Below are 12952 nucleotides of genomic sequence, written 5' to 3'. Positions count from 1 at the left end.
GCGACATCGGGAGGCGCGTGATGACCAACGGACCGGCGCGAATCCTCGTGGTAGACGACGAGGATTCAATTGTTCAGTTCATCTCGTACAACCTCGCCAAGGAGGGCTACAAGATCGACACGGCCGCGGCGGGCGACGAGGCACTCGAACGCGCCACCGCGACCCGCTACGACCTCATCGTCCTCGATATCATGCTTCCCGGTCCAGACGGCTATGAAGTGGTACGTCGACTTCGCGTCAACAGCGACGTCCCGGTGCTTCTTCTCTCGGCCCGCGACACGGAACTGGACAAGGTGGTGGGCCTCGAGCTCGGAGCCGACGATTACCTCTCGAAACCCTTTGGAATCCGGGAGTTGCAGGCGCGTGTCAAAGCGTTGTTGCGCCGCGCTTCAGTAACTTCCGGACTTCCCGATGAGCTCCCGGGCGAACGCCTCGAGGCCTCTGGCGTCGTGCTCGACGAGTCGACGCACCAGGCGCACCACGGCGAAACCCTCATCGATCTGACACCCCGGGAGTTCGAGTTGCTCGCGACTCTCATGCGTTACTCCGGCAAGGTTCTCAGCCGGGAACAGCTACTGCGCCAAGCGTGGGGATGGGAGTACCTCGTCGAGACCAAGACGGTCGACACGCACATCAAGCGCTTGCGCGACAAACTCGCGGCCGCTGGAGTTGACCCCGCTGTCATCGAGACGGTGCGCGGTTACGGCTACCGCATCGGCGCGTAAGGCGGCCCGGCGGTGCTGTCCTCGATTCGCATCCGTCTCCTCGCTATCCTGCTTGCCGTCGCGATCGCTTCGGCGGCTGGACTGTCGTGGTACTTCCTCGCGCAGCTCGAATCGCTCGGGCTCGACGCGCTTGAGGACCGGCTCGCCGCCGAGGCCATCCTGGCGGCAGCGCTCCTTGGAGAGCTAGATCCCGGGGGTGCCGCCGGAGCGCCGGGATCCGAGGAAGCTCTACAGCAGGTTCTTGAGGAGGCCGACGGACGGCTGTTCTCCCGTATCCGTGTGCTTGACGGGGCGGGAATCGCACTCGCCGACTCCGCTGGACCTGACGGGGCGGGGCTCGACTACAGCGAACGGACCGAGGTCGGCGAGGCGCTGGCGGGCCGCTACGGCGCGGCTGCGCGCATCGACGAAGAGAACCGCTACGTGATATACGTGGCCTACCCGATACGCTCCGAAGGCCGGATCGTCGGGGCCGCGTACGCGTCGGCGCCAACGGTTACGGTGATGAACGCGCTTCGCGACTACCGCGACCGGCTCATCTGGGCGCTTGCGTCGTTCATCGTGGTCACTCTACTGATCGCTGAGTTCCTCTCACGATGGCTCTCGCGTCCGCTGCGGCATCTCGAAGCGAGTGCGCACGCGTTAGCCGACGGAGACCTCACGGTGCGGGTCGCACCCGGAGGCCCGCGGGAGACGCGCGCCGTAGGCGAGACGTTCAACACGATGGCCGATGCGGTCGAACACGTAGTGAGCGAGTTGCGCAACGAGGAGAAGCGGACGTCGCGCTTTGTCTCGGATGTGAGCCACGAACTGCGCACCCCGCTGACCGCCATCCGCGGCGCCGCCGAAACCTTGCTCGACGGTGAGGTCCCGCCCTACGAGGCGTCACGGTTTCTCACGACGATCGTGAGCGAGTCGGAGCGCCTCGCCCGTCTCGCCAGCGATCTTATGACACTCCAACGGATAGAGGGGGCAACCGGCGAACTGCCGCTCTCCTGCATCGATCTGGGCGACATCGCCCGCCGAGCCATCGAGGTCCTCGAACCCCTGCTCGCCGAGCGTGGCGTCAGTGTCGAGATCGCTGGGGCCGCGCCGATGGTACTGGGCGACAAGGACCGGCTTCAGCAGGTGCTCGCGAACCTCGTCGACAATGCTTCGCGCGTCGCCGGAGCAGGCACGAGCGTGCGAATCGAACTCGAGGAGAGGGACGGCCGTGCGGTGCTCTCAGTGCTCGACGAAGGTCCCGGGATAGCCGAAGGGGACCTAGACCGCCTGTTCGATCGTTTCTACCGCACCGAGCCGAGCCGTACGCGCGCAACCGGCGGCTCCGGCCTTGGGCTGGCGATCGTCAAGGCTATCGTCACAGCTCACGCAGGCGAAATCGAAGTAGCCAACCGGCCCGAAGGCGGAGCGCAATTCACGATCAGCCTCCCAGCACTCAAAGAGTGAGCGTCGTCCGCGTGCCCTGCGCTCAACACCGATCGAGCGTGAAGGTGGCGAGGTCAGGATCAGCGTCCGCGAGGAGAGTGCGTGTCTCGGGGTGACACGTGAACACGATTACCTGCCGCTCGCGAGCGAACTCGGCAACCGCAGCCGCCGCGCCCGCCTTGCGCTGCGGGTCGAAGTTGACAAATACGTCATCCATGAGCACGGGCAATCCAGCGCCGATCTCACCGAGAGTGCCGAGGAGCGCTATCCTGAGCGCCAGGTAGAGTTGTTCCGCAGTACCGGTCGAAAGGATCTCTATGTCCTTGGCTCTGCTTTGGGCATCGTAGAGAGTGACTCCCGTGGTCCCAAGCGGGATCGACAGTGAACGGTAGCGACCGCCGGTCATGGTCGCCAGAACGCCTCCCGCCGCCTGAACCACGGCGGGTTGACGCTCCCGGTCGTAGACACCCCGCGCTTCAGCGAGCATCGCAAGCGCGACTCTCACCACCGCGTAGCGCTCAGCGTTGGCGGCGATACGCTCACGCACGCCGGTCAGCTCTAGGCCGAGCGCTCCCGCCCGAGTCTCGGTTTCCGCAGCCTCGATCGCCCCGGCGATGCGCGCGCGGTCATGTTCGAGTTCCTCGAGACGCTTCCTCGCCTCCGTCGCGTCGCGCGCCGCTTCCTCGACGAACGCCACCGTCTCCAGGCGGCCGCTTTCGATCCCGATCTCAGCGAGCGCAGCGACGACACGCTCTGTCTCATCGCGCTCAGCGGTCTCAAGCGCGGCGATGCGAGGCGACACCTTCTCGACAACCTCCCCCGCCGCCGCCGCGACACGCTCCCGCTCTCTCGCATCGGCCAGCAGCTCGACAGTGCGTGCGACCACTTCGGGCGCTGTGACGAAAGACAGGTTTGCTGTATCGACATTGAGCGCAGCCGCGAGATCCCTCACGCGCGCGGTGAACGCGTCAAGCAACTCCTCCTCACCGGCAAGCTCGTGCCGCGAGCACTCTCGATCCGCCGCAAGGCGGTTGGCCTCGACTACAGCGTCGAACACGGCCGCGACCGCCGCAGGGGTCAAGACGTCTCCGAGGCCACGCTTCGCGCACCACGATCTCCACTCCTCGCGCGCGTCTTGAAGCGCGCTGGACTCTCGTTCTTCATCCGCAGCGGTACGGCGCGCCTCAACGTCGAGACGGTGCTCCTCGGCGGCGTGGGCTGCGATGACGGGGACATGCTCCGCAGTCCGCCGCCCATAAAGGACGAGCGCTGACCCCGCGAGCGCGACCAGCAACCCGAACCCGGCAAGCGGCCACACCGCACCCAGCCACCCGGCCACCACCCCCGCGCCACCGAGCGCAAGAAGCGCCCATGAGAGCCTGTGCACCGGCACGGGTGTCACGGTCCGCCCCGAACCGGCCCGCAACTCCGCGGCCCGAAACGCCTCCACCGCAGCGCGGGCCTTGTCCCGCGCGCGAACGGCTTCCTCGGCGCGAAGCTCGAGCCGGAGCAGCCGGTCACGCGCATGGTCGACCGCCGCGCGATCTTCAGCGCCCACGGGAACGAGCGCCGCGCGCTCCTCATCGAGTCCCGCTTCCGACAAACGATCGGCCACTCCCCTGGTGAGCGCGTCTATGCGGGATCGAGCGGCGGCCACACGAGGAAGGCGCTCGCGGTGGGCCACGACTTCAGCAGCTAAGGTTTCGATCACCGGTGCCGCCTCGATCACCCGCGTGTCCACGACGGCCTTTTCAACAGCGCCACGAGCAAGCGCAAGCTCCCTGCGTAGCTCGACTAGCGATGCCGATATCTCGCGGATGCGCTCCTCACTCGACTCAACCTGTCGCAAACACGCGGCAGACTCATCCCGGCGACGCTCCGCTTTCCGGACCCCCTCCCGCGCCTCGGCGGCGCGCGCATCGAGTGTCGCAAGCGACTCGCGTTGTGATTCGAGCTCGCCCGCGGACCTGCCGAGCTCCCTGATCTTCTCGTGCAGCTCCGCGGCTTCCAGTGCCGCCGCGTTGATTACCGGGATTCGGCCCCGGGGAGTGAAGAGCTGCTCCGCCTCGGCGGCAAGTTGTGCGCAGACATCTTGGGGACTCGCGGCGAGACCGGCTCCGGCCTGGTAGAGACGCGAAACGACACTATCGGAGGACGCGACAATGCCGGCCATGTCCGCAAGCCCGAACCCGAACACGACTCGGTACGCCTCGGCCGTCACCCCGCGGATGAGCTCCGCGTGCAACTCGGGACGCTCAGGACCACGCACCGTGCGCACCGTGACGGTACCCCCGCCAGGTCCTTCCACACGCTCGACAACCCACTCTCCGGCTTCATCAGCAAAGACTAATCTCCCGTGCCTTCCAGCACCTTCGACGCGATACGCGCGTTCCGTGGCCCTACGGTCAGGAAAGCCGTACAACACGTGGCGCACAAGCGCCGTTAGCGTGCTCTTGCCGGCCTCGTTTGGTCCGAGCACGACGTTGAGTCCCGGTCCGAGCGGACCCAGTCCCGTCCCGGCGACTCCTCCGTAGCGTTCCGCGTCGATACGTGCCAGCCACATCACTCGTTCACCTCTCGCACAACAACGCGGTCGAGACACAAATTGCGCGCGCGCTCAACGATGGATCGAGAATCGAAATCGAGGTCGATCCCATCGAGCCTCCGGTGCAGAGGGGCGAGCGCCTCCGCGAGCACCGCGTCGGCACGCGCTGGCTCCAAGTAGCCATCCGCCACGCGGATCAGTTCGGCGGCGAACCCCGCTCCCTCGCGCACCGCTTCGAGATCGATCGCGGGAGCGGTGAGGTCGCGCACTCGGTCGAGCCAGACCCACGGGCCGCGCTCAAGATGTGTGTCCCGGACCTGCTCGATGATGTCGTCAAGCACGCGTGGTTTGGTCAACAACGCGTGCACCGCGCTACGCCCCTCGAGGTCGATCCGCGCGATCGCCGGTCGGCCTCCCGCCCGCTCGCGCACTCCAGCGCACGCCGCATCGAGCCGGTCTATGACCTCATCGGCGGTCGCCACGTCACCGCACTCGACCGAAACACGCTCCCACACGACACGCGCTGTCTCGACGAACTCGATCTCGACCCCGCCGCCTTCGACGGTCACCACCGCGCACCCATGTCCGCCCGTCTCGCCGGGGTTGAGCCCTTGCGGGCTGCCCGGGTAGACGACGGGGGGATTCTCAGAAAGCCTCATCCGCTTGTGAATGTGGCCGAGCGCCCAGTAATCCATGCGCGCGGCTCGCAAGTCCTCAAGCGAACACGGCGCGTACGGCTCGAAACCGGGTTGGCCGCCTACGTTGGCGTGAAGCACGCCGATAGCGAAGGGGTCCGCCGAGTCACGCGAGAACCCCGCAGCGAGGTTGCGCGTCTCAGCCGAGCGAGCGTAGCTGCGCCCGTAGAGAACCGCAAGCGGGGCGTCGTCTGACGGAAAACACTCTCGGCTCACCTCGTCGGCCGAAAAGATGGTGACGTTGGAGGGCATTGCGATCGCCGGGCCGCCACCGGACAGCGGATCGTGGTTGCCGGCCGCTACGAAGATGTGGATGCGAGCCTCAGCGAGGCGCACAGCCGCGGCGCGAAACCGCGTCTGGGCGCGCACACTCCGCTCGGCCGTGTTGTAGAGGTCCCCCGCGATGATGAGGAACGCAGCGCCCCTTGCGACACAGACGTCGCATATCTCCTCAAACGCATCAAACGTGGACTCCACAAGAGCGTCCCGCACGCGCGCGTCGCTCGCGTCGACCCCGCCGAAGCGGGCGTCAAGATGCAGGTCGGCGGCGTGGACGAACGTGAGCGTAGGCGCCATCGTGTCCCCTCGGCAGGTCAGTCATTTCTCGGAGTCCATAGTAGACCGAGACACTGACATGCGGGAGGGTTAGTGTTTCGGCAACCGGCAATGCAACGCCTGCCGCTCGCTCGCCGCTTCAGCTCAGACGACCACTCTGGCTCGCCGAAGCGCGGCCGCGACCCCGATGGCCACGGCCCCCTTGATAGCGTCTGCCACGATGAATGGAAGCACCCCCGCCACGAACGCCGCAGCGGGATCCAGAGCCATAACCAACATGAGCTGCGTCCAGCCGAGCAGATAGATCGCGATCACGCCTACCGCGACCGCGACCGCCTCAGCGAAGCGCGACGTCACGGCTAGGGCGAGTCCGCTCCGCAAGAACGAGATCAGCACGGCGGCGACGAGGAAGCCCCACAAGTAGCCGCCGGTCGGACCGAACAGCACGTCGAGACCTCCCCGCGCGCCCGCGAAGACGGGCACCCCCGCGGCGCCTAAGAGGAGGTAGACCGCAAGCGCGATACCCGCCGCTCTCGGTCCGAGAACGAGGCCGGCAAGCACGACGATGAAGACCTGCAACGTGAGCGGAACACCTCCGCCGAGCGGAATCGCGACCCACGCGGACGCCGCGAGGAGCGCGGCAAGCAGCGCCGCAGTCACGAGCTCACGCGTGCGGCCGGGTATTGCGGCCGGTCCCGGCAAGGCGGCGGTCGCGCCGGTTCTTCCGGCTTCTGAAAGCGGTTCTGTACCTTGCTGCACCGTGCGGCCTCCGAATGTCTGTAAACCTGATAGTTCGCGCAAGTTTACTATACCGGACGCTCGGCGCAACCCCCCCGGATCCCGCTCCCAGCTCCCGCTCCCGTCGATCAGGTGTTGAAGCGCCCGGCATCGCCGAGTGTGACATCTCCGGCTGCGAGCGCCACGACAGCTCCAGACCCGCAGTCGACTCGGAGGCGTCCATCACCATCGATGCCTGAGGCGATACCGCGCGCGCGCTCGGCGCCGGACACATCACTCACCCGAACCTCCCGGCCACGCAACACGTCGAGCGGCTCGAACGCTGCCGCGACGGCATCCATCCCTCCCTCGATGAGCATCTGATACCCAGCGGCAATCCCGTCGAGCACGATCGCCGCACCTCGTGCGAGACCAAAGTCCGGCACTTCGTCGGCCAAGTACGCCGCACCCGGCAACGGCGCGGCTGGACGCTTCACGTTCAGGCCCACGCCGACCACCACCCACTCGGTGCGGTCCGTCTCGGCAGCCATCTCGAGCAAAATTCCTGCGAGCTTGCCCTGACCCAGCAGTACGTCGTTGGGCCACTTCACGGCAGGCGCGATCCCCTGCTCGCGGAGCGCTCCAGCGATTCCGGCGGCAACGGCGATCGACAACCCACCGAGCGCTGATGGAGCGAGCGGCGGACGGAGCACGGCCGACACGTACACGCCGCCTGCGGGCGACTCCCACCTCCTGCCGAGACGCCCCCTGCCTCCGGTCTGCCGATCAGCGAGCACCGCGGTACCGTGCGGTGCGCCCGAGCGCGCGAGCGTGGCGGCGTCGGTGTTCGTCGAGACGGTCTGCCCTCCGCCCTCAAGCCTCACCCACATCGCCGAGGAAAGGAGCCGCGCCACCTCAGCGGGTATAGGCGCGTCCGCCACGTTGACAAGCGCGTAGCCAGCGCCGGGCCGCGACACGATCTCGTATCCCGCCTCGCGCAGGGTTCTCACGTGCTTCGAGACCGCCATGCGACTCACGCCGAGCTCAGCCGCCAGCACGGTGCCAGAAACGCCCGTTCCTCCCGCTGCGCGCAGCGCCTCAAGCACATCGTCCCGCCGACTCACCGAACGTCGTCCGAGGCCGCATCCCGCATGTCTTCCTCGGCAGCCTCCGCCGCCCAGCGCTTGCGAGCCCGACGCCATGCGAACACCGCTCCGATCACGACAAGCGCCGCCAGCACAAAACCTGTGGTGGTGATCCGAGACGCGATCCGGAGAGCCTCGTTGAAGTTCTCGCCCACGAAGTAGCCGATCCCGACCATGAGCGAGGTGTAGAGTACCGCGCCGAGCACGGTGTATATCTCGAACCAGAGGATCTTCATCCGCGACGCGCCGGCGATCATCGGCACGAAGTTTTTGAATCCGGCGGTAAAGCGCGCGATGAGCACCGTCTTCGAGCCGTGCCGGTCGAAGTACGCCTCGGCTTCAGCGATGCGCTTCGCGGAGATGTGAAACCGGTGGCCGTAGCGCAAAAGCGCCTCACGGCCTCCCTTCCTGCCAATAAAGTAGCTGATGTTGCACCCTGTAACCGTGCCCGCGACCGAGGAGATCCACACGAGCGGCCACGACAGCGTGCCGTACGAGGGAGTGGACAGAAACGCCGCCGCCATCACGACAGTCTCACCTGGCGTGAACGACCCCACGACGAAGATGTTCTCGACGAGCGTGATGGCAAAGACGAGCCGGTACCCGGCGGTATCGAGGAATCCGAGAACCCAGTCGACGAGCGTGATGCCGGTTATCGGGGCCACGCTACACTCCTCCTTGCGGATCTTCATCAAGCCCGAGATCGAGCGGTCGCGCGAGCGCGAGCGCACTCGTCGATACCCGGTCGACACCGGTCGCCACCACCTGTGCGAACCGCCCGAGTGTAACGCCTCCCGATGCCTCGGTGAACACCCGCTTCCCGGTCAGTGAGGACTCGTGACGCACCGCCGCGACCGCGGCCGTCAGCGCCGGATCGTCCAAGTTGTCGAGTATTACGATGTCGGCCCCGGCCCTCGCCGCCTCAATCGCGTGCGAAACCGTGTCGGCTTCAACCGCAACTATCATGCCGGGGTTCGCACCGTGCGCGGCCTGTACCGCAGCCGGAACGCCGCCGGCGAGCCGGAGATGGTTGTCCTTGATGAGTAGCATGTCCCACAACCCCGCACGGTGCGGGGTGGCGCCGCCAATCTTTACCGCCCACTTGGAAAGGGTCCTGAGTCCCGGGAGCGTCTTGCGCGTGTCTAGCACAGTCACGCAACTCCCCGCTGCCTTCTGCCACCGAGCCGCTTCAGTCGCGATGCCGGAAAGCACCATGATCACATTGAGTGCGGTCCGCTCGCCCCCCAATACAACCGCGGCGGAACCCTCCACGCGCGCGACCGCCGTACCCGGCGTGACGTGCTCGCCGTCCTCGGCCAGTGCGATGACGGACGGGGCGCGCCGGCCAGACGCGGCGGCGAGCAACTCCCATACGCGTGCGGCGTACCCGATACCGCACACCACCCCTGCCTCACGGCACACCAGGCGGCCCGCGTATCGGACATCCGGCCCTACGAGCGCCGCCGTGGTCACGTCGCGCGCCAGGACGTCACTCACCCCGCCGCCGAGAAACACCTCCGGCACCACGCCAAAGTCCTCGGCAAGCGCTCGAGCGAGCAGATCGTCGGCAGGCGGCATCGCGGCGCGAGTCATCAGCCTCCTCCCGGCCCCGGCGGCGCCGCCCCGCCCGAAGCAGTCGGCTCGAAGCGCAACGCCTCACCGCGACGCCACACGAGATGGCCGAGCCACCGCTCATCGTCGCGAGCCGGATGATCGGTCCGGCCGTGAGCGCCGCGCGTCTCGGTCCGGGCAAGCGCCGCGTGCACGATGAGCGCTGCGACAGTGACCATGTTCTGTAGCTCGAGTTCCGCTGTCCGGCGGAGCGACACATCGAGAAGGCGGCTCAATCCCGCTATGATTTCGGCGGCCTCGGCAAGTCCGCCCGCCGAGCGATTCATCCCGGCGAACGCAGCCATCGTCTCCTGGATCGTGTCGCGCGCCACACCTAGCGCAAACGCGGCGGTCTTCTCGGCCTCTCCGGAAATGACGCGGCCGGGACGCAAAGTGCCCGGCTCATCTTCCGCCGAGAGCGCTCGCGCGATCCTTCTGGCGTAGACGACCCCTTCAAGCAGCGAGTTGGATGCGAGCCGGTTCGCGCCGTGGAGACCAGAGGCTGTGACCTCACCTGCCGCGAAAAGCCCAGGCACTGTAGTGCGCCCATCCTCGTCGACCCGGACGCCGCCCATGAGGTAGTGAGCGGCCGGCGCGACCGGGATGAGGTCGTGGGCAAGGTCATGGCCGGCACCCTCACATCGCTCCCAGATCGTCGGGAAGCGCTGCCGAAGCCGCTCCTCCCCGAGGTGCCGCGCATCAAGCCACACACCAGGACTTGCGCACCGAGCCATTACACGCTCAATCTCCCGGGTCACGACATCGCGAGGAGCGAGCTCGGCGAGCGGGTGGGCGGCGAGCATGAAGCGCCGTCCATCACCGTCGAGCAGGTAAGCGCCCTCGCCGCGGAGCGCCTCGGTGATCAGCGACCGCGGCCGCGCGTCGGAGTCGAGCGCGGTGGGATGGAACTGCACGAACTCCATGTCGGTGATTTCGGCGCCAGCGCGCCACGCGGCCGCGACCCCGTCCCCGGTTGCGATCGCCGGGTTGGTCGTCACGCGATACACCTGTCCGCACCCGCCCGTGGCGAGCACCACAGCGTCGGCCCACATCACCCGCGTGCGACCGGACACATCATCGAGCGCGAGCACTCCCACGCAACGGTCACCAGCCGTCAGGAGATCAACGAGAAAATGCTCCTCAAGCACCTCGACGTCCGATGCGTCAAGCACCGCCGCGATGAGCGCGCCCTGTATCGCGGCACCGGTGGCGTCTCCCGAGTGGAGCACCCTCGGCAGCGTGTGTCCGCCCTCTCGCGCGAGCGCCACTTCGCCGCCGTCTTCGGTGTCAAATCGCACACCATACGACTCAAGTCCGGCGAGCGCTTCAGCCGCCTCACGCACGACCATGCTCACGACGCCGGCGTCACAGATTCCCTGTCCCGCGACGAGCGTGTCGGCGACGTGCAGTTCGACAGAATCGGCCTCCCCTACCGCGCCAGCGATTCCTCCTTGCGCGTACCACGTGCCCGTCTCAGCGAGACGCGCCTTGGTAACAAGCCCTACTCGCAGATCCGGACTAAGCGAAAGCGCCGTCGTGAGTCCCGCGATACCCGAACCGACCACAAGCACGTCGTAGGTGTCTTGTGGCAGCTCATCGGTGTCGAAGGCAAGCAGGTAACGCCTGCCGAGAGATGCCGGAAGCACAGCAGCAGCCGCATGCACCGGGTGCCCGAAGAGACCGATGGGGCCCTCGCCCGTCCGGTCGTACGGCGCGTCATCCGTGTGCGCCTGTTCAGCCAAGCGCCACCATCCGATCGACCGCTCCTCTAGCCGCTGCCGCAGTGGCGGCGTCAACCTCGATTGCGGTATGCATACCCGCAAGTGAATCACGCACCTTGGATAGCGTGGTCACCTTCATGTTGGGACAGAGCATGCGAGGTGTAAGGTTCACGAACCGCTTAGCCGGTGCGGCCTTCGCAAGCGCATGCAGCAGTCCCTCCTCGGTCACGACCACGAACTCATCGGCGCTCGACGATTTCGCACGCCGGAGCATCTGGCTCGTGGAAAGCACGGCGTCGGCGAGCGCCGTCACCTCGGGACGGCACTCGGGATGCACGAGCACCTCGGCGTGCGGGTGCCGCTCTATCACTTCCTGTACCTGTTCGACGGTCACCTCATCGTGCGCCGGACACCAACCGTCCCACGCGATGATCTCGACACTGGGAAGCTGTGATCCGACCCACGCCGCGAGATTTCGGTCGGGCGCGAAAAGCACCCTCCGGGCACCGAGAGAGCGGACAACCTCTACGGCGTTCGCTGACGTGCAGCATATGTCTGAGAGGGCCTTGACCTCCGCCGTTGAGTTCACGTACGTGACGACTGGCACGCCGGGATACTCGTCTCGCCACGCGGCGAGCTGCTCACCGGTGAGCATGTCGGCCATCGGGCACCCCGCTCGCGGCTCGGGCATGAGCACGGTCTTGCCCGGAGAGAGGATCTTGGCGGTCTCGGCCATGAAGTGCACCCCCGCGAAGACTATCACGCTCGCGCCGGTCAACGCCGCCTGTCTCGACAGGCCGAGGGAGTCGCCAGTGAAATCAGCGGCGTCTTGAACTTCGGGACGCTGATAGTTGTGTGCGAGCACAATCGCGTCGCGCTCGGCGGCGAGGGCCCGGATCTCGGCGGTGAGTTCAGCGAAGTCAGCGATCACCTGCCGGTCCCCTTGCGTTGAGGCCCTTCGGGCGGCGCAACGAGCTCACCGTTGTCGATGAGGCGCACCGCGCCTGCACGGACAGCGATCAGTGCCCGGGCAGCAGCGGTGAGAGCGCTGGCGGGCTCGAGCGTATGCGGGTCGACCACGGCGGCGTAATCGACGGTGAGCAACGGTTCGGCGGCGAGCGCGTCCATCATGACGCCCTCGAGCGCGCGCGCATCGCACTCGCCCCACGCGAGCGCCTCGGCCGCCGCATCCAGCGCCGCGGGCACCGCGCGCGCGGCTCGGCGCGTCTCGGCATCGAGGAGCACATTGCGACTCGAAAGCGCGACACCGTCACGGTCCCGGACGACCGGGTGCGCCGCAATGGTCACCGCGAGGTCGAGATCGGCGATGACCGACCTGACGACCTGGAGTTGCTGATAATCCTTCTCGCCAAAAAACGCCACATCAGGCCGCACGATCGACAACAGCTTCGTCACCACCGTCGCAACACCGCGAAAGTGACCAGGGCGAACCTCGCCCTCCCATCGTGACGCAAGCGGACCCGGATCTACGGTCACCGCGGCGTCCGGCGCGTACATGTGCGCTGCTGATGGCGCGAACACGAGGTCGACCCCCTCGGCGGCGAGCGTCTCGAGATCGCGATAGAGATCGCGCGGGTAGCTGTCGAAGTCGTCGCCGGAGGTAAACTGCGTAGGGTTCACGAATACGGAGACCGCGACGTAGGCGGCGCGCGCCCGCGCCGCCCTCACAAGAGCGAGATGTCCGTCGTGAAGCGCGCCCATAGTGGGCACAAGGGCGATCGTCTTGCCATCGCACCGTGCGTCAGCGACAGCCTTGCGCGCTTCTGCCTTCGACGCAACCGACTCCACC

11 protein-coding genes are annotated in these 12952 nt (G+C 66.9%); 2 read left to right on the top strand and 9 right to left on the bottom strand.

What is annotated here, in order from left to right:
- Positions 1-20 precede the first annotated feature (20 nt).
- Together KGZ40_03235 and KGZ40_03230 are read left to right on the top strand one after the other, a co-directional pair.
- Complete coding sequence (locus KGZ40_03235) at positions 21-725, top strand: response regulator transcription factor (protein ID MBS3956531.1); 705 nt, start codon at positions 21-23, stop codon at positions 723-725.
- Positions 726-737: 12 nt separating this feature from the next.
- On the top strand, positions 738-2174 hold the full coding sequence (locus tag KGZ40_03230) for a HAMP domain-containing protein (protein ID MBS3956530.1): 1437 nt from the start codon (positions 738-740) through the stop codon (positions 2172-2174).
- A gap of 22 nt (positions 2175-2196) precedes the next feature.
- Here KGZ40_03230 and KGZ40_03225 read toward each other — a convergent pair whose 3' ends face one another.
- From KGZ40_03225 to panC, 9 genes are all read right to left on the bottom strand, one after another.
- A complete protein-coding gene (locus tag KGZ40_03225) occupies positions 2197-4716 on the bottom strand; it encodes an AAA family ATPase (protein ID MBS3956529.1) in 2520 nt (839 codons plus the stop codon).
- Complete coding sequence (locus KGZ40_03220) at positions 4716-5969, bottom strand: DNA repair exonuclease (GenBank protein ID MBS3956528.1); 1254 nt, start codon at positions 5967-5969, stop codon at positions 4716-4718. The genes KGZ40_03225 and KGZ40_03220 overlap by 1 nt, the downstream gene beginning before the upstream one ends.
- 123 nt (positions 5970-6092) lie before the next feature.
- The gene (locus tag KGZ40_03215; protein ID MBS3956527.1) at positions 6093-6707 is read right to left on the bottom strand and encodes a biotin transporter BioY; all 615 of its coding nucleotides are present in this window, start codon (positions 6705-6707) and stop codon (positions 6093-6095) included.
- A gap of 107 nt (positions 6708-6814) precedes the next feature.
- On the bottom strand, positions 6815-7789 hold the full coding sequence (locus tag KGZ40_03210) for a biotin--[acetyl-CoA-carboxylase] ligase (GenBank protein MBS3956526.1): 975 nt from the start codon (positions 7787-7789) through the stop codon (positions 6815-6817).
- Positions 7786-8475 carry a DedA family protein gene (locus KGZ40_03205; protein MBS3956525.1) on the bottom strand — a complete coding sequence of 230 codons (690 nt, stop codon included), beginning with the start codon at positions 8473-8475 and terminating at the stop codon, positions 7786-7788. The genes KGZ40_03210 and KGZ40_03205 overlap by 4 nt, the downstream gene beginning before the upstream one ends.
- A 1-nt stretch (position 8476) precedes the next feature.
- Positions 8477-9403: a carboxylating nicotinate-nucleotide diphosphorylase gene (gene nadC, locus KGZ40_03200; protein ID MBS3956524.1), complete on the bottom strand. Its 927-nt coding sequence runs from the start codon at positions 9401-9403 to the stop codon at positions 8477-8479.
- Complete coding sequence (gene nadB, locus KGZ40_03195; GenBank protein MBS3956523.1) at positions 9403-11163, bottom strand: L-aspartate oxidase; 1761 nt, start codon at positions 11161-11163, stop codon at positions 9403-9405. The genes nadC and nadB overlap by 1 nt, the downstream gene beginning before the upstream one ends.
- Positions 11156-12073, bottom strand: a complete 918-nt coding sequence (nadA, locus tag KGZ40_03190; GenBank protein ID MBS3956522.1) for a quinolinate synthase NadA — start codon at positions 12071-12073, stop codon at positions 11156-11158. The genes nadB and nadA overlap by 8 nt, the downstream gene beginning before the upstream one ends.
- Positions 12070-12951: a pantoate--beta-alanine ligase gene (gene panC, locus KGZ40_03185; protein MBS3956521.1), complete on the bottom strand. Its 882-nt coding sequence runs from the start codon at positions 12949-12951 to the stop codon at positions 12070-12072. The genes nadA and panC overlap by 4 nt, the downstream gene beginning before the upstream one ends.
- Position 12952 lies beyond the last annotated feature (1 nt).

Source organism: Clostridiales bacterium (genome assembly GCA_018333995.1).
Lineage (GTDB): Bacteria > Actinomycetota > Coriobacteriia > Anaerosomatales > SLCP01 > JAGXSG01.
Note: the sequence above shows the minus strand (reverse complement) of the source record. Positions and strands in the feature narration are given on the sequence as shown.